Raw genomic sequence first — 18,744 nt, forward strand, 5'->3', positions numbered from 1 at the left:
GGTCACTCCCATCCTCGTGCGATACGAGCAGCGCGGATGCGCATGCTCAGCGGGACGGACCGGGAGTGGCGCGGGGCCGGGTCGTCGGTCTCAGGTGCGGCGTCGTCCGGGGCGTCCGGAGTGCCGTCGTTCTCCACCCCGGCCGGGTCCACCTCGTCGAGGGGAGTGGCCAGGTGGTCGAGCTGGTCGAGCAGCGCCAGGCGGCGCTCCGCCGGGGCGGTCAGCAGCGCGCCGAGCACCTGCTGCGCCCGCACCCCGGTAATGGCGGCGCCGGCGAAAGCGGGGAACGGCGTCGGGCCGAACTCGCGCATAGCGACCTCCATGCGGGTCACCGTGCGCAGCTTGCCGTCCGCGCCCGCCCGGAAGCCTCCGCGGGGCACACGCGGGTCGGAACGGATGAACCGGCCGCCGTACGACTGCGCCTTGACCGAACCCATGCGGATCGCCTCGAGCACCTCGTCGGCGAGCTCACTGGTGCCGTATTCGCTGATCGTCAGCACGCCGCGCTTGTCGACGCGGATCTCCTTCGACACGCCGATCGGAACCGACCCGCGATCGCTGGGCGTGCCCGCGATCGTCATGCCGTGGTGATAGACCACCGGGAACCGCTGCCCGTTGTGCGCGATGGTCCGCGCGAACGACGTCCGGTGGTTCTGCTCGTAGTAGTGGCCGTCGGCGTCCATGATCTCGGCCGGCTCGTCGAAGATGGCCGCGTACGCCTCGACGGTGCGGCCGGTGCCGCCGGAGCGGATCCGGATGTCGTCGAGCGCCACGGCGCGGATGAAGTCGGTCACGAGGGTCCTCCCGCGGTGATGGCCGGCCGAGGGCCGCTCTCGGGCAGAGCTGATGGCGTTCCGGTGCCGGGCGGTTGCAGCTGGACGGAGTAGAGGCCGGTGTGCACGAGGAGGTTCATGTCCTCGGCCTCGACCGCGCGCTGCACCGACTTCGGCTCGTAGCCCGCCCGCACCAGCGACTCGATGGTCAGCGCCTTCGTCTTCTGGATCTCGGCCGCGTCCTTGCGGTCCTCCTGCAGAAACGAGATGTCCCGCTCGTCGAACCAGAGCTGCGCGCCCTCGGGTGCGGGGACGATCGTCTCCAGCGCCGCGCACGCGGACCGCCACAGCGGCCGCAGCGTGCGGTCGGCCACCAGCCGTTTCGCCGAGTTGAAGTTGCCCGCGTTCAGCGACGAGCCGGCCATGCCCTCCGACAACGCGGCGACCACCGGGTGCACACCGGACGCCGCGGCGATGCGGGTTTCGCCGGCGCCCTGGGTGGCTTTGAAGTCGAGCTGGGCCAGGTCCTTGCCGACGACGTCCACCTTGTCGACGTTCTTCAGGTAGAGCGTTTTGTAGGCGTTCAGCACGCCGCTGTGCAGGGCGTTCTGCTTCGTCACCCAGGACTCGAACTGGTCCTTCTGCACGCCCTCGCCGACGGTCACGATGACCTGCGGGGTGGCGCCGTTCTTGAAGAACATCAGCTTGTGGGTGGTCGCGGCGAGGTCGGCCTGGATCTCGGCGAGCACCGGCGTCAGCCACGACGTCCCGGAGAACTGGCCGAGCGGGTCGGGGATCGGCGACCAGCACGCCACCTCGTCGGCGAGGTACAGCACCGGCGTCCGGCCCGTGTTCACACCGCCGGGGTGGTAGAGCACGCCCAGGAACTCGACGTCGGCGGCGATCCGCGCCTCTTCGGGTTCCTGCTGCGAGCCGAGCACGATGGTCACCCAGTCCGGGCGCAGCCTCATCAGCCGGTCGGCCGGGCCGTCCTTCGGCCGGGCCACGAACGCGGTCGTGCCGAAGTCGGCGTCGAGCAGCATCCGGCCGAGCAGGTCGCCCGTGGTGCCGCCAGGCCATGGCCGCTCCAGCACGCTGAGGTCTTTGGTGCCGAACAGGTCACCCGGGCGGCCGTTGCGCAGCTGCCGCCACTGGAACCGGGCCTCGGAGAACAGGCTGACGCGGGTCAGCTCGCAGGCGAACACGATGGCGTTCGACTTGAACGCGGTGCCGACGAGGCTCGCGAAGTCGGTGGAAACACGCTCCTCCGACTGGTTCCACGCCGACATGACCGGCATCGACCAGTAGTCGTTGCCCTGGAACGAGTGCAGCCCGTCGGAGTACGGCAGGGTGGGGGAGAAGCGGCGCCGGGCCAGCTGGAGCAGGTTCACCGGGTCCGCACCTCCTCGTCGGGCTCTTCGACGTCGTGCAGGACCAGGAACGTCAGGGCGAACACCACACCGAATGTCATCAGCGCCGGCGGCAGCCCGAACGCCAGGTAGATGCCCGCGGCGACCATCAGCCAGCCGAGCCACCAGCCGGCGCGCGCCTGGCCGGCCTTCGACAAGCCGAGGCGGCGCTTGCGTGGCTTGCGGGTCACGGACGGCCCTTTCTCACGCGAAGAAGCCCCACATCTCGTCGTCCTTGTCCGGACGGTGGATCCGCGGGGTTGAGTGACCGAACAGGGCAAGCGACGCGGCCGGCAGGGGCGCGTCGGCCATCCACGCCCACGACTGGCCGACCTTGCGCTGCGTCGCCCCGGCGGCGGCGTCGGTGAGTTCTTTCTGGCCGATGTGGTGCACGTCCCGGGCGTCGGCCACCGGACCGGCCACCCCGTCGAAGAGCAGCCCGCAACCGGTCACCACATCGCCCACCGAGGCGCGGTGCACGACCAGGCCGGCCGCTTCGGCCTCCTCGGCGGTCGCCTTGTCGTCGACCACGACCACCGACGGGTTGTGCTTCTCCAGCTGCTTGAGCCGCGACACGATCCACCGGGTGCCCGGCCGGAAGTCGACCACGTCCTCGTTGCTGGTCAGCTCGACCTGGCGGCCGCCGAACTCACGCGACCCGGCTGCCGCGATCGCACCGTATGACCGGTCCGGCGGGACGTACACACCGAGCGCGGGCCGGCCGACGATCTGCGACTTCTCGTCGACCTCGGCGCCCGACCAGGCGGTCTTCGGGATGGCCAGCCACTTGCCGGCGTCCTCTTCCTCCGGCCAGATGCCGCCGCACTCCCTGGCGAACAGGTCATCGCCCAGCTGGCGGCGCAGCAGCTCCAGCATCCGCAGGGTGAGCCGGATCCCGAGGGCCGGGTTCGCCGCGGCCAGCACGGCCGGGTCGGACAGGTCGGCGCCCTTCGGATTCGACCACTCCAGGTACGCCACGTCGCGCTCTTCGCTGGCCAGCACGCGCTTGCGCAGCTGGGTGAGGTATTGGCCCCACATCTTCGGCGGCGTGCTGAACAGCCACACCTGCGCGCCCGGTACGGCCAGCAGGGTGGGCAGGAGGTCGGCCATGACCTCGAGCTCCATCTCCAGGGCCTCGTCGAGGAACAGCGTCTGAGCGCTGAGGCCCCGGCCGCCGTCTCGGCCGCGGGTGCGGAACTCCCAGACTCGGCCGTCCATCAGCTCGATGAGCGCTTCGCCGTTGGACTCGGGCATCCGCTTGACCCGGCGCGACAAGTCGTAGTTCCCGTCGACCAGCATCTTGGCCCGGCGGAACGCGTTCATCGCCGTGTCCTGGCGGTGCGCCGAGTGGATGATCTTCGTGTCGCCCATCAGGAACAGGCCGCCGATCCCCCTCGCCTCGGCGACGTTGCCCTTGCCGTTCTGGCGTTGCAGCAGGATCGCGATCAGCAGCGCGACCCACTCGCCGAGCGAGTCTTCGCCGAGGCCTGAGTGCAGGCCCAGCTCCTGCCAGGGGTCGAGCTTCTGGCCCAGCTGGTGGTACAGGTCGATCGTCTCGCACGCCGCGTTCGAATGGCACTCCGGCACGATCAGGTGCCGCGGCCGCTGGTGCCCGATCAGGACCGGCGCCGCGAGCGGCATCAGCTCGCCTGGGACAGCAGCGAGTTCAGCCGGCGCTGGGTTCGCTGCAGCCGGACCTCGTCGACCACGCCGGCCGGGCCGTTCGGGACCTCGCCGATCTGCGCCAGCAGCACCCGCAGCTCCCGCACCGCGGCAGGCAGTGCGCCCGAGTCGTCGACCCGCTTGGCCAGCCGCACAGCGATCTCGCCGAGGATCGCCCGCGGGTCCCCGGCCGGATACTTCAGGCTGACCACGTAGGCGGCCACCGCGACCTCGATGCCGCCGGGCGGGGCCGCCTCGACATCCTCGGGCTGCGGCGCCGGCGGGTCCGGGGTCACGGCCGGGTCCGGGGAGGGCTGCCGGTCCTCGAGGCGCGCGTCACGGCACCGGTCGGTGTGACAGAGCGAGTGGTCGCCCTTGCCGTGGGCGCGGCGGCGGCGCTGACGCTCGGCAGCAGAATCGGCCATTACTCCAGGTCACCGCCCTCGTCACATGAACTTTCAACGGGTCACGGACGGAAATTGCTGACGCTGCGCTGGGGTCAGCTGGCCCCTGGTTTTGCGTGTGAGGGGTGCCCCCCTGCCCTGGGGTCACCCTCAGTCACCAGTTTCGCGATCGTTTCGTCGTTCGATTCGAGTTCGATCGAGCGCGACGCGACTGCATTGCCTTGGCCTGGCCTGCTCGGGTGTTGCACCTGGCATGGGCCAGGCCTCGGTATCCGCGACGGTCGTCGGTGTGGTCCAGGTGCAGGTGGTCTGGGTCCAGGGTGCCGAGGGGCTGGCCACAGCGTGTGCACCGTTGGGCTGGGTGTGCGTGGCGCAGTGCCTCGGCCCTGGCCTGCTGGTGGGCGTGGCCGTAGCCCCGCTCGGTTGTGGTGCGCCCGGGTCTCATGACCACCCCCGGATACGACGAAGCCCCGGCTCAATGGCCGGGGCTGGTCGAGGTCTGGCTACAGCTGTAGCGCTGCGTCACAGCGTTACACGGCTGATCAAGTCCGTCAAGCAGGCGTGATGCGACACGCGCTCAGGCTGCGTCCTCGCTCTCCTGTGTGGCTGCGCGGCGTGCCCGCTTGGCCCGTGCTTCCTCCCGTCGTGCAGCCTCGGCGGCGGCCATGTCGAGGACGTCGCCGAGGTAGTGCAGGCGGTCGTGCTTCTCGCCTTCGGGCGGCGGCCAGTCGGCGACGATGCCTGTCTCGGTGCGCCAGTAGCTCTTGAGCTGGCCGCGGTGGGCGTGGACGCGGATGGTGTTCTCTCGCAGCCCGTAGGCGTCGGCGATCTCGTAGGCGCGGAACGCCTCCTGCCGCACCCTGCCGTCCAGCCACGCCTCCCGCTCCCTGGATGCCACCTCGGCCCCACAGAGGCGGCAGCGTCCACGTGAGCCCCCGCGCGGCGCATACACGTCGCCCTCGCAGGTGGCGCTTGAGGGCGTGCCGGGTTCCCACGGCTCGGGCGTGAGCACGAGAGCGCCGCACGGCCCGAGGTACTTCTGCTCGGCCGGCCCCCGCGCGAGCCCCCGCACGACCCGCAGCGCCGCGTCCACGTCGGCGAGCACCTCGGCCGCTTCGGGGCGATGGCGGAGCCACTCCAGGTTGTCGGCGATGAACCGCGCGGCGACCACGATCGGGTCGGTCATCCGTCGTACCCGGCCTCGCGCTTGGCGAGCAGCTCCAGCCGGTACTCGGCACGCCACTTCGTGTTCGGATCGGCCTGGAAGCGCACCAGCGCGGTCAGGTCGTCAAGCTGGCCGCGCAGGCTGCGGACGGTCATGCACTGGGAGTGGTAGACCTCGCCGGAGCCCATGTAGCCGCTACGGGAGTCCTTCCACAGGAAGCCGCGACCGCACTCGGCGCACCGGTCCTTGATCCAGCGCCGGACCTTCAGGTAGGGCCAGAACCGGTAGTGCAGGTGCCGGGCGTGGCGCACGGCCCACAGCAGGCGTGCGCCGACCGGCATCGGGATGTGGCCGCAGACGGTGCCCGAGTCGTGACCGTCGGGTTCGTCGTGCCAGATGTCGAGGCGGAGCGGGCGGACGTCGAACAGCAGGGTCGACGGGTCATGCATGGGGGATCCCCACTCCTCGGGTCTCGGCGATGTGGCGTGCCCACGTGGTCATCGACGCCTGAACGGCATCGAGACGCGCGGTTGCGCCCAGGTCGAACGGCAGGGACGAGCCGGGCTTGCCGCTGCCCCCGCCGCGTGAGTGCCGCGCCTGCCCGGTCGCGATGTCCCGGGCCGCCCCGGCCATGTCGGCGATGTCGGCCAGGGCGTGCCCGGCCCGGTCGGTGCAGCGCACGCAGGCGTACGCGCCGTCGGCGAGCGGCTGCCCGCAGACCGCGCACGTCGGGGCCGTCACGGCAGCGTCCCGGTCGCCTCGGCGAGCTTGTACGCGAGCACGGTGGCTTCGCGCTCGACCTTGTGGCGTCGTTCGCGCTCACCCCGGAGCAGCTTGCGCAGCGAGGCCACGCGCTGGTCGTGGTCGTTGAGGTCGGCCAGCCCGGCGACCATGTCGGCGGCGAGCTTCTGCTGCTCGCGCCAGAACTTGACCTCGTCGCGCAGTGCCTGGCAGCGCTCGCATTCCTGGCCGCTCATGCGTCACCTCGCGGCCGGAGGCGTGCGGCGTGGGCGCGGTGCTCGTTGTCGCAGCTGGTGGCGGCGACGGCCGTGGTGAAGTGGTTCCCGCAGCCGGGGCAGCGGTGCGGGTAGGCCACGCCGAGCAGCCGGTCGAGCCGGGCCTTGGCCTCCCGCCCCTCGATCAGCTCGTCGCGCAGGGCGTTCATCGGGCCGGCCTGGAGCATGCCGCCGAGCGCGTGCGGGATGACGCCGCCCGGCTTGTACGGCCCGTGCTCGACGATCAGGTCGGCCAGCGTCTTGTCGGTCATGAGCGATCTCCCGGGCGTGCGATGCGTGTGCCGAACCAGCGGCGGGCGACGAGGAACGGGCCGAGCGTGAACGCCCACAGCGCCCCGCATCGTGGGCACTCGGTGCGCCAGTAGCGCGGGCCGTGGACCGGGTCGGGCACGGACGGGACCTGCTTGTGCCAGCCGATGCGGCAGAGCCATGGGCGCTTCACGCCGGCCACCCCGTTCCGGTCGGCCGTGCGCCGGCGTGGCGCTGCGGCACGAGGGCCAGGTCGAAGCCGAGCACGTGGGCGTGGTCGATGGCCTCGTCCGGGATGATCGTGCGGATCTGGCGCTCGCGGTCGCCGACGGTCTTGGCGGTGAGGAAGAGCCGGGCGGCGACGTCGCGGCGGGTGAGGCCTCGGTCGGTGCGCAGGTGCTGGAAGACGAGGGCCGCGTGCCGGCGGCTCAGGATGGTGATCATCGGGCACCCCACCGGGCGTCGGCGGGTGCACTGGCCATGCGCCAGATGCCGTTGTGGTCGCGGTTCAGGCCGATCTCGCGGGGGTCGATGCACTCCCCGCCGCGCCGGTGCCGGTCGAAGCTGGTGATGGCCCCGAAGGTGACGTGGCACGCGCCGCAGTGGGCGTTGGTGGGGCTGGGCTGGATGCAGGTGCGTCGGCAGCTCATGAGACCTCCCTGGTGAAGAAGTCGACGACGGGGGCGAACGAGGCGGCGGGCGCGCGGGCGCTCGCGTGCGGTCGTGAGTTGCGCTGTAGGTCTTGGGCTGGGTGATGGGCCGCTGAGATTTCCGGTTCCGCTCCGAGCCGAGAACCCGACGAAGGAGGGGGCTCGGGCCGTCGGGGGTCTGGGGGCGGCGCGCCCCCAGTGGGAGGTGCCTTTAACTGGGAGGTGACCTTGAGAGGTAGGGGCTCATCTAGAGTGAGCGCTGAATTCGGCGAAAATGAGCGCTGAATCTCGGTATCAGCGCTCGCCTGAGTGAGCGCTGAACTCTCGGCATGATCCATAGCGTCAGCGCTCGCTATGGGTGAGCGCTGATTGCGCATCCGGCGCGCTTTCTGTGACGCCTGATTGGCCTCGTTCCCACCCTCGATCATCTTCCGGTATTCGGCCTCGTCGGGGACGTCGAGCTGAGTCAGGGCGGCCGGGGCGACGATCAGCCGGTACTCGTCGGCGCGCTTCGCCGCACGGCTGCCGGGGGCCACCAGCTCGATCAGGCCGACCTCGCGTAGCCAGGCCAGGTAGCGGCGGGCCGTGCTGTAGCCGACCTCGCAGTCGGCGGCGAGCCGGGACACCCCGCATTTGATGCTGGTGCCGTCATTGTTGGCGTACGAGCTGATCGTGAGCGCGGCGTGCTTGAGCTGCCGCCCGATACGCGCCCGGCGCACGAACGAGTTCCAGTAGCCGAGCATCTTGTGACCACGTGTATCGGCGCTCTCGAATGGCTGCTCTTCAGCGCTCATTTCGCACCACCAGAACGAGTGGTGGCGGGCGACACGTGGGGGATGGCACACGACATGGCGTGCGGGCATGCGAGCATGACCAGCGGGGACCTTCCGGCGAGACGGATGGGGACCAAGGGCCGGACGGGTGTTAGCCGCACCTGTCTGGCCCGCTTGTTCAATTCCCACAATTGTCTCAGCGCGCCGGGACCAAGATCGTCCGACGCGCCAATTCCGCCTATGTTCTGGGTCACTCGCCACCTTCTATTTGTGCATTCCCCGACCGGCCCCTCTCGCTAATTCCGCATAGCGATCACCCCGCCTTTTCCAGGCGTGGGCCCATGCCCTCGACCTCGCGCCCGCAGGCGTTGCACCGGGCCGGGTAGTGCCACCGGCCGTGGTGCTGCTCCGGCTCGCCGCCGCGCATCTGCCCGTTGCAGTCGGCCCCGTTCTGGCCGGCGCAGCGGCCGACGACGCCGTGGGTGGTGACGGCCTCGATCCACAGCGCGTGGTCGACGACGCCGTACGCGGCCATGACGGCGGGGTGGATCTCGCGCCGGTGCTGAGTCACGAGGCACCGACCGGCATGCCGAACAGGTCGAGCTGGACCGGCCACGGAGTGAGGTGCCGCTCGTCGACGTTGGTGGCCATCCGCCGCCGCCACTGCCCGTCGACGAGGCCGATCTCCTGCACGCACCACTGGGTTTCGGCACCCCGGCAGCGGTAGAGCAGCACACCGGTCCACCGTCCGCAGCGCATGCCGACGGGCAGCTTGTGGGGCGCGACGGTGACCGTGTCGCCCGGATTCCACATAGTCACGAGACAAGCGGTCACGGGGCACCGCCGGTCGCACCGGGTGTCCGTCGGCCGTCAAGCTTCTCCACGTACTCCTCGCGGTCGATGACGCCCCGGCGGACGTCCTCCGGAAGGTGACCGAGGTGCCAGTACGGCGACGTCGGGCAGCGGTAGGCGCGGGGGCGCTCGCCGTCGACCGCGCGCCTCGCCCCGCGACGGGCGTCCTTGCGGCTGACGAACGACACCTTTCCGCAGCCCTCGCACCGCGTGTGCCCCGGCACCGCGCTCACGAGCCACCTCCCGCGATGGGGAGCTGGACGCCGGCGCTCGCCTCGTAGTCCTTGGCGCACTGCGAGCCGCGCCATTCGCCGTCGGTGCCCTGGGCCATGTCTCGGGCGGGGCGGTGGCAGGTGAAGCACACACGATCAAAAGCGGCCAGGGCCGCCTCGGCCGCGACCAGGGCGGCGCGGAGGCGGCCACACAGCACCACGAGGTCGTTGCGGGTCACGGCTGCCTCCTGGAGGCAAGCAGCTCGACGAAGGCGTTGAACTCGTTGTATGTGAGCGGTGGTGCGTCGCCGACCGCCCTGCGAAGCGCGGCCATGCGTACGGCGCGGTCGAGTTGCGTACGCACCTGGGCGGCTTCCGCCTTGTTGCCGTCGCGGGTCAGCTTGCCGAGGCGGGCGCGAAGGTGTGCGGCCTCAGGGTCGACGTTCCGGCGCGTCGTCACCGTGCCGCCTTCCGCCGGGCCGCCCAGAACGCGGATCGTCTCCGGCACCGTCATCTCGGCCCGGTCTTGGTTCGAGCGCTGCCCGGCCCGGTCCTGGGTGCGCCAGCCCTTGGCGTTCACGGCTCACCGGCCGCGAACTGGGCGAAGAACTCGTCCGGCCGGAACGCCATGAAGTGGCCGTACTCCTCGACCAGGTACTCGCCGGGGCCGATCCAGATCTCGCCGAGCTGCCCGGCGAACGCGTACCCGTCGCCGCGGCTGTACAGGATGGCGTCGCACAGCCAGGCCTCGACCTGGGCCCGGTTGGAGCGGTCGGCGCGGAAGTAGAGGGCCCGGACCGGGTTGCCGGTGTCGCGGCGTTTCACGGCGCGGCTGGGCTCGGCGGTATGGAGCAGGTTGAGGAACAGCTGCTCGGCGGCGGCCACCGCCCAGGGGTCGACGGTGGTCACTCCGGATCACCCGCCTCGGGGGCCGGTTGCGGGACGGCCAACATCTCCCGGGCCGTCTTGGCCATTGCGAGCGTGGCGTACGCCTGGGCGACCATGGCCTGGGTCTGGGCCAGCGCGATGACCTCGACGTTGGGCACGCCGCCCGCACGCGCCCGGTGCGCCTCCAGCGATCTGGCGCACCCGGCCAGGTTGCGCTCGGCGTCGACCACCTTGGCCTCGGCGGCCGCGATCAGCTGCTCCGGCGTCACGCGGCACCGCCGGAGAACGCGGCGGGCGGAACCGAGCCGTCGATGCCCGCCTCGCGCTGCTGCGCCTCGCGGCGCTCGGCCAGCTCCTCCTCGGCGGACGCCGGCGGCACCGGCTCACCCGAGGCGTTCGTGTCGGCCGGCTCCTCGTCGGGGTCGCCGAAGTCGAACGCGCCCTGGCCCTCGACCTCGCCCGCCGCCCGCGACGGGACGTCCTCGACGGAGCCCTTGCCGCGCTGCTTGCGGAGCTGGTCGAGCGCCTCCATCGCCCGAGCGCCGTGGCCGAACGGGTCTCTGCCGTCCGCCTCGACGCAGGGCTCGATCACCGGGACGGCGACCACGAGGACCTGGCCGGAGATGGGCTCCTTCCACTCGTGGTACTCGACGTACGTCAGGCAGGGGATGCGGGGGACCTGGTGCCCCGCCTTCCACTGCTGCCGGATGTAGCCCGCGACGAGGTCCAGGCCATTGTTGCTGCGCTGTTTGGCCGACCAGGTGCCGGACAGGTTGACCGTGATGTCGCTCATGCGGTCGGTGCTCCTTGTTCGATGGGTCGTTGCCTTGCGTGCCGCCGGCGGGACTCGAACCCGCGCTTCCAGCTGCCCCATGTCGGAAGGGAGGCGGCGCCCTGTCGGGCGCTCGGCGGCGGTCGGTGGGTCAGCTGCCTCCCGGGTCGGCGTACCGGGCCGCCAGCTCGTAGTGCATGCGGGTGACGCGGGCGATCTCCTGTCGGGCGCTGGCCAGCTCGGCGCAGGCCGCGTCGCGTTCCCTCGCGTAGTCGCCCGCAAGGCCAACGGCCTGGGCGACCTCGGCCTTGAGGTCGAGCCACTCGTCGTGCAGCTTGTCGGCCGCCGCGATGAACCTGTCGCGCTGCGCCTCGACCTGCTCCAGCTCGGCGCACCGTTTCTCCAGCACGGTGAGCCGGGACAGCGCGGAGCCGAGCTCGCCGACAAGGCGGAGCTCTCCGGCGGTCGCGGGATGCGGCAGGAAGCGGGGATCCCTGATCGGCAGGAAGATCTCCCGGTCCCGGCTCACGACGTCGCCCCGAGCTGGGTCCGGATCTCGGCGGCGCGGGCCTCGATGCGGGCCAGCTCCTCACGCAGCGGGGCCTCGGCGCGCCACTGCCCGACACGTACGCGTAGCCCGGCCAGCTGGCCGCGGATGTTGTCGGCGAGGTCGAGCAGGGCCGGGTCGCCGGTGTCGCGCGCGTCGTCGATCGGATTCTCCGGCCGCGGCAGCGACTCCAGTTCGGCGACCCGCTTGGCCAGTTCGAGCGCCCGCTCGGTGGCCTCCTCGCGTCCGCGCTTCAGGTCGGCGATGCGGTCGAGGAGGGGCTCGTTCTCCTTGCCGATGTCGCGCCCGGCCGCCTCGTCGAGACGGCGCAGGGCCTCCCGGGCGGCATCGCGCTGCTCGCGCATCTCGTCCATCTCGGCGAGTGCCGCCTGGTGGCCCTCGCGAGCGGCAAGCAGCGCGTCCTCCACCTCGATGGGCGCGCACTCCGGGCCGCTGCCCGAGCACTCCGGCCCGTGGAAGCACTCCCGCGTGTCGACCAGCTCGGGGACGGCCGGAGGCTTATCCGGAGTAGACAGGGCAACGGTTTCCGGCTTTGCGGGCTTCGGCTTCGGTGCCGGCGCGGGCTTGTCGAGCGCGGCGACCACCGTCTCCTCGGCCACCTTCGCCTGCTCGGCCTTCCATGCCTTGGCCTTCGGCGTCTCCTGCCAGGCCAGCGCCAGCGCGGTGGCCGTGCCGCGGTTGGTGCTGGCGAGGTCGCGGACGACCTCGGTCACGTCGTCGAGGCTGATGGCCAGCTTCTTCGCGATGGTGCGCATCGTGGTGCCCGCGCCGTACTCGGCGAGGATCTGCGCGTCCTGCGGGGTCATCCGCTCGACGATGGCGGTGGCGTTCACGAGGGCACCTCATCCAGCACCTCGTAGACCTCTTCGGCCACGCCTGCGGCGACCCGGATGACGCAGAACGCGTCGTCATCCCCGGCCCAGTCGAAGCCGGTCACCTCGCCGGACACGAGGATGCCGTCGCCCATGTCGACCGACACGAGCACCTCGTCATGGCCGCGCCTGTGCAGCACGTGCTTGACCAGCTCCCAGAGCAGCTTCCAGGCGTTCACGACGACCTCCCGGGGACGACGACGGGCGCGCCGGGGCGCAGCAGCGGAGGCAGCTCCTTGATGACGCGGGAGCCGACCGGCGTCGGGGCGAGCACCGACCGCAGCTCCAGGCACAGGTCGACCAGGTCGCCGTTGCGGTCCTCGGGGAACAGCCCGGCCTGACCGGCGAGGGCGGTGTTGACCAGGCGGACGGCCTCGCGGTGCCGGGCGGCGTGCTCCAGCTCGCGGGCCTCGCGGGTGTCCTCGATGCCTGGGTCGAGCGGGGTGAGGCGGGCGGCGTTCGGGCGGGGCTTGCGGTTGAACAGCGGCATTACGCACCGCCCGTCGGGTCGCCGAGCACCGGCTCCCACATCCGGCGCATCGCGCCGAGCACGCGGTCCGAGCGCAGCCACTCCAAGACGGCAGGCTCGTCGTCATGGGTGACTGGGCAGACGAACTCGATGAACGTCGACTTGCGCGGTAGGACCATGAAGACCCTGAACTTCTGCTTGTCCCGCGGCTCGCCCTCGAGGAACAGGTCCTCGCGATGAGGCTGCGAGTCGTCCTCCCAGTCCCAGCGGTAGACGTGGTTCATGTCCTCGTCGATCCTGTCGACCGAGTGCCGGAGGTCAGCGAACGACTCGCAGTGAGTGGTGTAGCCGTCGGCCCCGTAGTACGGGTGGTCGATTTCCCAGAGGCGCTTCGTCGCGGGCATGCCGAAACCAACGGCGGCAGCGGCGCGGGAAGCCTGCTCGGCCATCGCGAGGATGGGCGCGATCGTCCGCCGGATCTCCTCTTGCAGCTCGCGAACAGGTGCAAGGGCGCGGTCGGCGGCCTCTTGCGTACGCCGGATCTCGGCCATCACGGCGTCGATCCCGGCCAGCGGGTTGGTGGGGTCGGTCATTGAGTGCCTCCGAGCGTGGGCCAGGTGACCGCGCGGATGGCGCGGCTGTGGGTGTCGGGGACCTCGGTCAGCGGCTGTCCGTAGGCGGCCAGGCCGAGGGTCAGCGCGGCGACCGCGTCACAGGCGTCGTCGTCGCGCGGGTTGATGTGCAGGAACCGCCCGTACATGGCGACAACGCCGGCGCAGACCTTGTCCTTGGTGACCTTGTTCTCGCCCCGGGTCGCGCCCGAGCCGGTCGCCCAGACCTTCAGCGTCGAAGGCTGGACGTCGGCGTACGGGATGCCCTGGCGGAACAGCCACTGGGTGACGCAGGCCCGGATGTGGTGCATCTGGTAGTCCGAGCCGCCCGGCCGGGAGAACGTGCCCTCGATGACCACGACGTCCGGGCGGACCTTGCACGCCTGCATGACCGCGCGCTGGAGCGTGTCGGCCTGGATGTGCAGCGGCCGCCCGGCGGCGTTGACCGACTGCACCGACAGGCGCGGCTCGCTGTTCGACGCGTGGGTCTGCGCGATGCCGGCCGTCGGCGACAGGTCGAGGCCGACGACGGTCAGGCCACCGAGGCCGGTCACTGGATCACGCCCTGCTTGAGCGCCAGGAAGACGGCGTTGGCCCGGTTGACCGCGCCGAGGCGGCGGTACGCGCCGAACAGGTGGGTGCGCACCGTGTCGACGCTGACGAACAGCCGCCCGGCGATCTCCGCGTTCGTCAGGCCCTCGGCCGCCAGCGACAGGCACTCGCGCTCCCGCAGGGTCAGCGGCGTGCCCGGCCTCGCCGTCGCGTGGGCGCTCATGACGCCAGCCCCCGGATCGCGTCGGCCAGGTCGGCCGCGCCGTCCTCGTCGACCACGTGCCGGTTCAGTCGGGCCGCGCCCTTCCCGCCATCGCGGGTCACCGTGATCAGGCCCGCGTAGCGCAGCACCTGGAGGTGGTACGACACGGTTGGCTGCGACAGGCGGGCCAGCTTCTCGTGCGCGCCGATCTGGGTGACGTCGGGCTCGGCCGCGATGAGGGCGAGCAGCTGCACGCGGGCCGGGTCGGCGAGCGCCTTCAGGCGGCCGGCCAGCGTCGCGGCGCGGGCGGCGGAGATCACTGCTCTGCCCCCGCGCCGCGACGCTCCCGGACGACCCGCGAGTACATGTCCCACAGCGACTCGTCGTCGCCCACCTCGTTGGTGACGATGGCGTTGGCCAGCTGGTGCTGGCGCAGCTCGCCGGAGACCTGCCGCAGCCGGCCCAGGCTGGTGCGCGGGTCGGCGATCTCGTCGCGGTAGTCCGACGCTTTCGGCGCTGGGGCGCTCCCACGTTCGTGGCCGCGGTCGACGTCCGGGTTGTCGGTCGGGATGTGCAGCGCCGTCAGGAACAGCACCCGCTGCGCTACCGAGGTCGCCTTCGACGTCGCTTTGTCCTGCGTGTCGGTGGCCTGCCCGGCAGACTCCAGCAGCTCCGGGAACGTGTCGCCTGCCGGACCGACAACCATCCACTTCACCTTCAGCGAACAGTCCTGCATGACATTGCCCTTGGCGGTTCGCGCCTCCCGGTACTCGACGTCGTAGACCCGGACCGGAAGGACGTCCACGCCGTGCCGGCGTAGCGCCGGGCCGACGGCGTTCACGACGCGGTCGACGCCGCGGAAGTTGTAGTGGCCGCCCGGGTCGTCGCGCCGGTCACTCTTGCCGATCGACTGGACGTCGGCCATCACGCGAGCCCAGGCGACGTGAACGGGGACGACCGCGGCGTCGATGATCGCCCGGCCGTCGTATGACACGTCCTCCAGTGGCGGGCTGACGATGGTCGGCCGCTCGACCGCCGCAGCGCCGGGCTCGGCCTCGGCCGGCCAGTTGGGATCGGCCGCCCGGGCGGCCTGCTCACGGAGGCTCACTGCTTGAACTCCTTCGCCAGTCGGATCGCGTAGTGGGTCTTCGAGGTGACGCAGTCCGCGTATGCCTCCGGCCAGCGGTCGGCCAGCCGCTCCAGGTCGCAGCTGGACTTGGTCACCGGCCCGTACTCGTAGGCCAGCTCCCCGCCGAACGTGACCGTCAACGCCCCGTTGGCCAGCCGGCGCAGGGTCGCCGAGGACTCCTTGAGCGCCTTCTCCGCGCGGCTCTTCGCCGCGGACCGGGCGGCGTACTCGATGACCTCGCCGACGTCGGACAGGTCGATCTCGCCGACCCGGTCGGAGTTCATCAGGGAGTCCATGTCGATGAGCGCCTGAGCCTTGGTCAGGTCCCAGTCGGGTTCGACCCCGGGGAGCAGGTGCTCGTCGCGAAACCGGCGGACCTGGGTGAGCACGTAGTCGTCGACCTTGGGATCGGCGAACGCGGTGGCCAGCTTCATCTCGTTGCCGCCGATGAGCACGGCGACGTGGATGTGGTCGAAGCCGGTGACCAGTCGCTGCCACGCCGTCTGGGCCAGCACGTCGTCGGGGATGTCCGCGTGCCAGCGGTGCGCCTTGAAAGCGCTGCGGCACTTCACTTCCAGCGCGCACCGCTTGCTGACCGAGCGGTCCATCGGGCATTCGAGGACGAGCCGGTCGAGGGTGGTCATCATCCAGGGCGTGTCGGCGTTGGCGACCAGGCCGACACGCTGGATGACGGACTTCTGCCGGCGCGCCCACTCGCGGGCGACCACGTCCTCGAGGAGGTGGCCCCACATCGCGGCTTCTCCGGCGTCGTCGACGAGCTGGCCGCGCTTGTCGCGGTAGACGTGGACGGCGGTGGCGTAGTCGGCGGCCCCGAGGATGGCGGCGACGTCGCTGCTGCCGATGCCGCGACGGCGTTCGGCCAGCCACAGCTCGCGGTCGGCGTCGGCGGGGAGCACGCGTACCGCGGTGGGGGTGACGCGGCGCTGGGTCTGCTGCTCGCTCACGCCACCTCAACCAGGTCGAGGTAGACGCCCTCGTCGAAGCGGTGGGTGAACTGCTCGGCAGCCACCGGCATGGGCACCCAGACCCGCGCGCTGATCGGCGAGTTGGCGACCAGGAAGTAGAGCCGCTTCCGGATGACGGTGACGTTGTAGAGGTTGGGCATCGCCGCAGCGATGTACCGGGCGATCGGGCAGCACCGGGACTTGTTCCGCTGGCCCTTGATCTCCTTGGCTCGCAACGCATCCGCGTAGGCGTCGGCCGTGTCGCCCAGGTCGGCGAGCAGCTTGGCCACGGCCACCCCGTCGTCGACGGCGCTCACTCGGCCACCGCCCGCAGGCCGGCCAGCGTGCGCCTGGCCTCGGCCTGCATCGGCTCTTCGAGCAGCATGACGATCGCGGCGAGGCGGTCGTCGATGCGGAGCGACCGGCCGGTGCCGTATTGCTCGTCGGGCCGGTCGTCGATCAGCTCGTCACGCAGCACGTTCCAGACGGAGTCGGTCCACTGATCGACGGTGGCCTGCGACTCGTCGAGCTTTATGGCCACCATGCACATCGCGCCGTCGTGGATGACGCGGTCGAGGATGAGCCGAATCCGGGCGCGGTGTGCGGCCTGGGCGAGGTCCTCGTCGGGCGTGCGGTAGGCGCTCACGACGTCGCCTCGCACTGGCCCTTGCGGCAGCGCCGGGCGGTCCGGTGGCTCAGCCACGCGCCACAGTCGCGGCAGGTGGGTTTGCCGTGCACGTGCCACATCAGGTGGCCGAGCGCCCCGCGCAGGGCGGCGTCGGCGTTGCGGAACCCGACGATCGGCACCCTGCACTCGGAGACCATGCAGGCGACCGACCAGCTACGCCCGGACTTGCAGGCCAGCGCGCGCAGCCTCTCGATGGCGACCTCGTACTGGTCGGCGACCTTCGCGGCGGTCACGACGCGGTCCAGATGACCTCGGACGCCGGCGCGCGCCAGGCGAGAGGCGAGTCGGTGGCGTCACGGAACGCCTTCATGGCTTTGACCTCCGCCTCGATGGGGACGATGCCCTCGGGCCACAGGTTGACGACGCCGAACGGGTCGACGACGGGGTGGACGAGGACGTGCAGGGTGTCGGAGATCTGCCGCTCCAGGACGGCGGCCAGCTCGTCGGTGCAGGGCTTGGCGACCAGGTCCGCGACGTGCGCGCTGTGCGCGTTGGCCAGCGGGATCATCACGGCACCAGCCCGTCGCCGCGCCGGTCACGCAGGCCGGTCGCTTCGGTCTTGTCGCCGCGCAGCAGCGCCTGGTACGCGCGCTCCAGCTGCCGCCACGCACCGCGCCGCGTCCAGGCCCGGCCCTTCGCGGCCGGCAGGTGGGGGGAGATGGAGTGGTCGGCGATGTCCCAGTGGAACCGGCCGCCGATCCGGCGGGGGTGGACGGCCCGGTGGTAGTCGGGCCCGTTGCGGTTGACCCAGCCCGCCGCCTCGATGGCCTGGTCGACCGGGTCGGGCTGCCAGCCGCCGGGGCAGTCGTCGCACTCGTTGAGGAACTGGACGCCGTGCTGGCAGCGGTCGCCGAACGCGCGGCGCAGGTTGTGGTCGTGCAGCGTCATGACTCGTCACCGTCCTCGAACACGGCGAGGAACTCCTCGTGGGTCGGCAGCGCGCCGAGCGGCCATGACGCAACGAGGGCGACCGGGTAGTAGGTGCCGCTGGCGTTCTGCTTCGGCTCGCGGTCGGCGAACCGGCCCTTCTGGTGCGGCGAATGTTGGAACCCCTCGTACGCCTCGAAGACCTCTCGGTCGAAGTCGATGACGTAGCCGTACTCGGCGAACAGGGAATCGGTCGGGAAGTCCTTGGCGTCGAGCATGTAGCCCGCGTCGAGGATCGCCCTCGGATTGCCCTGCGTCTCGCGCAGCAGGCAGTACCAGTCGTCGCGGGACTGGCGGCCGACGCCCGTCCTGGCGTAGCGCTTCAGCGCTTTCTGCTGATCCTCGGTCGGCGGCACCTCGTCCGTGACCAGCTTCAAGACCGCCGCCTTCTCGCGCGCGGCGGTCAGGCCGATCATGGATCCCGGCAGGAAGTTCAGCACGTTGACACCGAGGCCATCGGGGTACGAGTCGCAGTGGTTGTAGGTGGTCTTCTCCTCGCCATCGACGACGAAGGTGATGAAGCCGCGTGTGCCCATCAGACGGTCACCGCCTCGGCGCGCAGGCGCTCGATGAAGGCGGCCGTGTCGGCCCGCAACTGCTCGGCGGCCGTGAGCCGCTCGTTGCGCAGCCAGGCGGTCAGGACGGGGGCCGGGATACCGCCGCCGTCCTCGCGGTGCTTGCCGGTGTAGACGACGCGGGCGATCGTGGCGGCCGGGATGACCCGGGTCAGGTCCATCGGCGCGATGACGGGGATGTCCCCGGTCGGCCGGTCCATCGTGGTGGTCATGCTCTATGTCCTTTAATCCGTTGCTGCGTATGGCGTTCGGGGGTGGCCCGGGGCGCGGGTGCTCGAAGTCCGCGCCCCGGGCTGATGCCGGACCTCGGAGGGTGGTCCGGCGGGATCGGTCCGGCGGCCGCATCCGTCGCCGGACCGGA

The 18,744-nt window shown here is 71.2% G+C and carries 39 protein-coding genes and 1 pseudogene; all 40 read right to left on the reverse strand.

Going from position 1 to position 18,744, the window contains the following annotated elements; genetic code table 11:
- Window positions 1-2: 2 nt before the first annotated feature.
- Window positions 3-794 (reverse strand): HK97 family phage prohead protease, encoded by a 792-nt coding sequence (locus AB0M54_RS24350; protein ID WP_364473890.1) that lies wholly within the window; start codon window positions 792-794, stop codon window positions 3-5.
- Complete coding sequence (locus AB0M54_RS24355; RefSeq protein WP_364473892.1) at window positions 791-2,164, reverse strand: phage portal protein; 1,374 nt, start codon at window positions 2,162-2,164, stop codon at window positions 791-793. The genes AB0M54_RS24350 and AB0M54_RS24355 overlap by 4 nt, the downstream gene beginning before the upstream one ends.
- Window positions 2,161-2,373 (reverse strand): hypothetical protein, encoded by a 213-nt coding sequence (locus tag AB0M54_RS24360; RefSeq protein ID WP_364473894.1) that lies wholly within the window; start codon window positions 2,371-2,373, stop codon window positions 2,161-2,163. The genes AB0M54_RS24355 and AB0M54_RS24360 overlap by 4 nt, the downstream gene beginning before the upstream one ends.
- 13 nt (window positions 2,374-2,386) lie before the next feature.
- Window positions 2,387-3,823 (reverse strand): hypothetical protein, encoded by a 1,437-nt coding sequence (locus AB0M54_RS24365; protein ID WP_364473896.1) that lies wholly within the window; start codon window positions 3,821-3,823, stop codon window positions 2,387-2,389.
- Complete coding sequence (locus AB0M54_RS24370; protein ID WP_364473898.1) at window positions 3,823-4,269, reverse strand: hypothetical protein; 447 nt, start codon at window positions 4,267-4,269, stop codon at window positions 3,823-3,825. The genes AB0M54_RS24365 and AB0M54_RS24370 overlap by 1 nt, the downstream gene beginning before the upstream one ends.
- 556 nt (window positions 4,270-4,825) lie before the next feature.
- Entirely contained in the window at window positions 4,826-5,434 is a 609-nt protein-coding gene (locus AB0M54_RS24375; RefSeq protein ID WP_364473900.1) for a hypothetical protein, read from the reverse strand.
- Entirely contained in the window at window positions 5,431-5,862 is a 432-nt protein-coding gene (locus tag AB0M54_RS24380) for a hypothetical protein (RefSeq protein ID WP_364473902.1), read from the reverse strand. The genes AB0M54_RS24375 and AB0M54_RS24380 overlap by 4 nt, the downstream gene beginning before the upstream one ends.
- Window positions 5,855-6,154: a hypothetical protein gene (locus AB0M54_RS24385; protein WP_364473903.1), complete on the reverse strand. Its 300-nt coding sequence runs from the start codon at window positions 6,152-6,154 to the stop codon at window positions 5,855-5,857. The genes AB0M54_RS24380 and AB0M54_RS24385 overlap by 8 nt, the downstream gene beginning before the upstream one ends.
- Complete coding sequence (locus tag AB0M54_RS24390) at window positions 6,151-6,390, reverse strand: hypothetical protein (RefSeq protein WP_364473905.1); 240 nt, start codon at window positions 6,388-6,390, stop codon at window positions 6,151-6,153. The genes AB0M54_RS24385 and AB0M54_RS24390 overlap by 4 nt, the downstream gene beginning before the upstream one ends.
- Entirely contained in the window at window positions 6,387-6,680 is a 294-nt protein-coding gene (locus tag AB0M54_RS24395) for a hypothetical protein (RefSeq protein ID WP_364473907.1), read from the reverse strand. The genes AB0M54_RS24390 and AB0M54_RS24395 overlap by 4 nt, the downstream gene beginning before the upstream one ends.
- Window positions 6,677-6,871 (reverse strand): hypothetical protein, encoded by a 195-nt coding sequence (locus AB0M54_RS24400; protein ID WP_364473909.1) that lies wholly within the window; start codon window positions 6,869-6,871, stop codon window positions 6,677-6,679. Before AB0M54_RS24400 ends, AB0M54_RS24395 begins: the two co-directional genes overlap by 4 nt.
- Complete coding sequence (locus AB0M54_RS24405) at window positions 6,868-7,122, reverse strand: helix-turn-helix domain-containing protein (protein WP_364473911.1); 255 nt, start codon at window positions 7,120-7,122, stop codon at window positions 6,868-6,870. The genes AB0M54_RS24400 and AB0M54_RS24405 overlap by 4 nt, the downstream gene beginning before the upstream one ends.
- Window positions 7,119-7,328, reverse strand: a complete 210-nt coding sequence (locus AB0M54_RS24410) for a hypothetical protein (RefSeq protein WP_364473913.1) — start codon at window positions 7,326-7,328, stop codon at window positions 7,119-7,121. Before AB0M54_RS24410 ends, AB0M54_RS24405 begins: the two co-directional genes overlap by 4 nt.
- Window positions 7,325-8,122, reverse strand: a complete 798-nt coding sequence (locus AB0M54_RS24415) for a hypothetical protein (protein WP_364473914.1) — start codon at window positions 8,120-8,122, stop codon at window positions 7,325-7,327. Before AB0M54_RS24415 ends, AB0M54_RS24410 begins: the two co-directional genes overlap by 4 nt.
- A gap of 292 nt (window positions 8,123-8,414) precedes the next feature.
- On the reverse strand, window positions 8,415-8,672 hold the full coding sequence (locus tag AB0M54_RS24420; protein WP_364473916.1) for a hypothetical protein: 258 nt from the start codon (window positions 8,670-8,672) through the stop codon (window positions 8,415-8,417).
- Entirely contained in the window at window positions 8,669-8,920 is a 252-nt protein-coding gene (locus AB0M54_RS24425; protein WP_364473918.1) for a hypothetical protein, read from the reverse strand. The genes AB0M54_RS24420 and AB0M54_RS24425 overlap by 4 nt, the downstream gene beginning before the upstream one ends.
- An 11-nt stretch (window positions 8,921-8,931) precedes the next feature.
- Window positions 8,932-9,186: a hypothetical protein gene (locus AB0M54_RS24430; RefSeq protein ID WP_364473920.1), complete on the reverse strand. Its 255-nt coding sequence runs from the start codon at window positions 9,184-9,186 to the stop codon at window positions 8,932-8,934.
- The gene (locus tag AB0M54_RS24435; protein ID WP_364473921.1) at window positions 9,183-9,404 is read right to left on the reverse strand and encodes a hypothetical protein; all 222 of its coding nucleotides are present in this window, start codon (window positions 9,402-9,404) and stop codon (window positions 9,183-9,185) included. Before AB0M54_RS24435 ends, AB0M54_RS24430 begins: the two co-directional genes overlap by 4 nt.
- Window positions 9,401-9,745, reverse strand: a complete 345-nt coding sequence (locus AB0M54_RS24440) for a hypothetical protein (protein WP_364473923.1) — start codon at window positions 9,743-9,745, stop codon at window positions 9,401-9,403. Before AB0M54_RS24440 ends, AB0M54_RS24435 begins: the two co-directional genes overlap by 4 nt.
- The gene (locus tag AB0M54_RS24445) at window positions 9,742-10,074 is read right to left on the reverse strand and encodes a hypothetical protein (RefSeq protein WP_364473925.1); all 333 of its coding nucleotides are present in this window, start codon (window positions 10,072-10,074) and stop codon (window positions 9,742-9,744) included. The genes AB0M54_RS24440 and AB0M54_RS24445 overlap by 4 nt, the downstream gene beginning before the upstream one ends.
- Window positions 10,071-10,322: a hypothetical protein gene (locus tag AB0M54_RS24450; RefSeq protein WP_364473926.1), complete on the reverse strand. Its 252-nt coding sequence runs from the start codon at window positions 10,320-10,322 to the stop codon at window positions 10,071-10,073. The genes AB0M54_RS24445 and AB0M54_RS24450 overlap by 4 nt, the downstream gene beginning before the upstream one ends.
- Window positions 10,319-10,846, reverse strand: a complete 528-nt coding sequence (locus AB0M54_RS24455; protein ID WP_364473928.1) for a hypothetical protein — start codon at window positions 10,844-10,846, stop codon at window positions 10,319-10,321. The genes AB0M54_RS24450 and AB0M54_RS24455 overlap by 4 nt, the downstream gene beginning before the upstream one ends.
- A 39-nt stretch (window positions 10,847-10,885) precedes the next feature.
- A pseudogene (locus tag AB0M54_RS24460) lies at window positions 10,886-10,966 on the reverse strand.
- 10 nt (window positions 10,967-10,976) lie between these two features.
- Window positions 10,977-11,354, reverse strand: a complete 378-nt coding sequence (locus AB0M54_RS24465; RefSeq protein ID WP_364473930.1) for a hypothetical protein — start codon at window positions 11,352-11,354, stop codon at window positions 10,977-10,979.
- Window positions 11,351-12,226, reverse strand: a complete 876-nt coding sequence (locus AB0M54_RS24470; protein WP_364473932.1) for a hypothetical protein — start codon at window positions 12,224-12,226, stop codon at window positions 11,351-11,353. Before AB0M54_RS24470 ends, AB0M54_RS24465 begins: the two co-directional genes overlap by 4 nt.
- A complete protein-coding gene (locus tag AB0M54_RS24475; RefSeq protein ID WP_364473934.1) occupies window positions 12,223-12,444 on the reverse strand; it encodes a hypothetical protein in 222 nt (73 codons plus the stop codon). The genes AB0M54_RS24470 and AB0M54_RS24475 overlap by 4 nt, the downstream gene beginning before the upstream one ends.
- On the reverse strand, window positions 12,441-12,755 hold the full coding sequence (locus tag AB0M54_RS24480) for a hypothetical protein (RefSeq protein ID WP_364473936.1): 315 nt from the start codon (window positions 12,753-12,755) through the stop codon (window positions 12,441-12,443). The genes AB0M54_RS24475 and AB0M54_RS24480 overlap by 4 nt, the downstream gene beginning before the upstream one ends.
- Entirely contained in the window at window positions 12,755-13,327 is a 573-nt protein-coding gene (locus AB0M54_RS24485) for a hypothetical protein (RefSeq protein ID WP_364473938.1), read from the reverse strand. Before AB0M54_RS24485 ends, AB0M54_RS24480 begins: the two co-directional genes overlap by 1 nt.
- Window positions 13,324-13,899: a hypothetical protein gene (locus tag AB0M54_RS24490; protein WP_364473940.1), complete on the reverse strand. Its 576-nt coding sequence runs from the start codon at window positions 13,897-13,899 to the stop codon at window positions 13,324-13,326. Before AB0M54_RS24490 ends, AB0M54_RS24485 begins: the two co-directional genes overlap by 4 nt.
- Window positions 13,896-14,120: a helix-turn-helix transcriptional regulator gene (locus tag AB0M54_RS24495; protein ID WP_364473942.1), complete on the reverse strand. Its 225-nt coding sequence runs from the start codon at window positions 14,118-14,120 to the stop codon at window positions 13,896-13,898. The genes AB0M54_RS24490 and AB0M54_RS24495 overlap by 4 nt, the downstream gene beginning before the upstream one ends.
- On the reverse strand, window positions 14,117-14,419 hold the full coding sequence (locus AB0M54_RS24500; RefSeq protein ID WP_364473944.1) for a helix-turn-helix domain-containing protein: 303 nt from the start codon (window positions 14,417-14,419) through the stop codon (window positions 14,117-14,119). The genes AB0M54_RS24495 and AB0M54_RS24500 overlap by 4 nt, the downstream gene beginning before the upstream one ends.
- A complete protein-coding gene (locus tag AB0M54_RS24505; protein WP_364473946.1) occupies window positions 14,416-15,207 on the reverse strand; it encodes an ERF family protein in 792 nt (263 codons plus the stop codon). Before AB0M54_RS24505 ends, AB0M54_RS24500 begins: the two co-directional genes overlap by 4 nt.
- Window positions 15,204-16,193: a lambda-exonuclease family protein gene (locus tag AB0M54_RS24510; protein WP_364473948.1), complete on the reverse strand. Its 990-nt coding sequence runs from the start codon at window positions 16,191-16,193 to the stop codon at window positions 15,204-15,206. The genes AB0M54_RS24505 and AB0M54_RS24510 overlap by 4 nt, the downstream gene beginning before the upstream one ends.
- Window positions 16,190-16,510, reverse strand: coding sequence for a hypothetical protein (locus AB0M54_RS24515; protein WP_364473950.1), 321 nt, complete (start codon window positions 16,508-16,510; stop codon window positions 16,190-16,192). The genes AB0M54_RS24510 and AB0M54_RS24515 overlap by 4 nt, the downstream gene beginning before the upstream one ends.
- Window positions 16,507-16,839: a hypothetical protein gene (locus AB0M54_RS24520; RefSeq protein WP_364473951.1), complete on the reverse strand. Its 333-nt coding sequence runs from the start codon at window positions 16,837-16,839 to the stop codon at window positions 16,507-16,509. Before AB0M54_RS24520 ends, AB0M54_RS24515 begins: the two co-directional genes overlap by 4 nt.
- Window positions 16,836-17,114 (reverse strand): hypothetical protein, encoded by a 279-nt coding sequence (locus AB0M54_RS24525; RefSeq protein WP_364473953.1) that lies wholly within the window; start codon window positions 17,112-17,114, stop codon window positions 16,836-16,838. The genes AB0M54_RS24520 and AB0M54_RS24525 overlap by 4 nt, the downstream gene beginning before the upstream one ends.
- On the reverse strand, window positions 17,111-17,392 hold the full coding sequence (locus AB0M54_RS24530; protein ID WP_364473955.1) for a hypothetical protein: 282 nt from the start codon (window positions 17,390-17,392) through the stop codon (window positions 17,111-17,113). Before AB0M54_RS24530 ends, AB0M54_RS24525 begins: the two co-directional genes overlap by 4 nt.
- Window positions 17,389-17,769, reverse strand: coding sequence for a hypothetical protein (locus AB0M54_RS24535; RefSeq protein ID WP_364473957.1), 381 nt, complete (start codon window positions 17,767-17,769; stop codon window positions 17,389-17,391). The genes AB0M54_RS24530 and AB0M54_RS24535 overlap by 4 nt, the downstream gene beginning before the upstream one ends.
- On the reverse strand, window positions 17,766-18,344 hold the full coding sequence (locus AB0M54_RS24540; RefSeq protein WP_364473959.1) for a hypothetical protein: 579 nt from the start codon (window positions 18,342-18,344) through the stop codon (window positions 17,766-17,768). Before AB0M54_RS24540 ends, AB0M54_RS24535 begins: the two co-directional genes overlap by 4 nt.
- On the reverse strand, window positions 18,344-18,595 hold the full coding sequence (locus tag AB0M54_RS24545; RefSeq protein WP_364473961.1) for a hypothetical protein: 252 nt from the start codon (window positions 18,593-18,595) through the stop codon (window positions 18,344-18,346). Before AB0M54_RS24545 ends, AB0M54_RS24540 begins: the two co-directional genes overlap by 1 nt.
- Window positions 18,596-18,744 lie beyond the last annotated feature (149 nt).

This window comes from Actinoplanes sp. NPDC051470 (genome assembly GCF_040682035.1).
In the GTDB taxonomy this organism is placed as follows: domain Bacteria; phylum Actinomycetota; class Actinomycetes; order Mycobacteriales; family Micromonosporaceae; genus Actinoplanes.

Coding starts and splice junctions, on each gene's coding strand:
- AB0M54_RS24365 (WP_364473896.1), bottom strand. CDS start 3,823: ATGCCGCTCGCGGCGCCGGTCCTGATCGGGCACCAGCGGCCGCGGCAC.
- AB0M54_RS24370 (WP_364473898.1), bottom strand. CDS start 4,269: ATGGCCGATTCTGCTGCCGAGCGTCAGCGCCGCCGCCGCGCCCACGGC.
- AB0M54_RS24375 (WP_364473900.1), bottom strand. CDS start 5,434: ATGACCGACCCGATCGTGGTCGCCGCGCGGTTCATCGCCGACAACCTG.
- AB0M54_RS24380 (WP_364473902.1), bottom strand. CDS start 5,862: ATGCATGACCCGTCGACCCTGCTGTTCGACGTCCGCCCGCTCCGCCTC.
- AB0M54_RS24390 (WP_364473905.1), bottom strand. CDS start 6,390: ATGAGCGGCCAGGAATGCGAGCGCTGCCAGGCACTGCGCGACGAGGTC.
- AB0M54_RS24395 (WP_364473907.1), bottom strand. CDS start 6,680: ATGACCGACAAGACGCTGGCCGACCTGATCGTCGAGCACGGGCCGTAC.
- AB0M54_RS24405 (WP_364473911.1), bottom strand. CDS start 7,122: ATGATCACCATCCTGAGCCGCCGGCACGCGGCCCTCGTCTTCCAGCAC.
- AB0M54_RS24410 (WP_364473913.1), bottom strand. CDS start 7,328: ATGAGCTGCCGACGCACCTGCATCCAGCCCAGCCCCACCAACGCCCAC.
- AB0M54_RS24415 (WP_364473914.1), bottom strand. CDS start 8,122: ATGAGCGCTGAAGAGCAGCCATTCGAGAGCGCCGATACACGTGGTCAC.
- AB0M54_RS24455 (WP_364473928.1), bottom strand. CDS start 10,846: ATGAGCGACATCACGGTCAACCTGTCCGGCACCTGGTCGGCCAAACAG.
- AB0M54_RS24480 (WP_364473936.1), bottom strand. CDS start 12,755: ATGCCGCTGTTCAACCGCAAGCCCCGCCCGAACGCCGCCCGCCTCACC.
- AB0M54_RS24485 (WP_364473938.1), bottom strand. CDS start 13,327: ATGACCGACCCCACCAACCCGCTGGCCGGGATCGACGCCGTGATGGCC.
- AB0M54_RS24495 (WP_364473942.1), bottom strand. CDS start 14,120: ATGAGCGCCCACGCGACGGCGAGGCCGGGCACGCCGCTGACCCTGCGG.
- AB0M54_RS24535 (WP_364473957.1), bottom strand. CDS start 17,769: ATGACGCTGCACGACCACAACCTGCGCCGCGCGTTCGGCGACCGCTGC.
- AB0M54_RS24540 (WP_364473959.1), bottom strand. CDS start 18,344: ATGGGCACACGCGGCTTCATCACCTTCGTCGTCGATGGCGAGGAGAAG.
- AB0M54_RS24545 (WP_364473961.1), bottom strand. CDS start 18,595: ATGACCACCACGATGGACCGGCCGACCGGGGACATCCCCGTCATCGCG.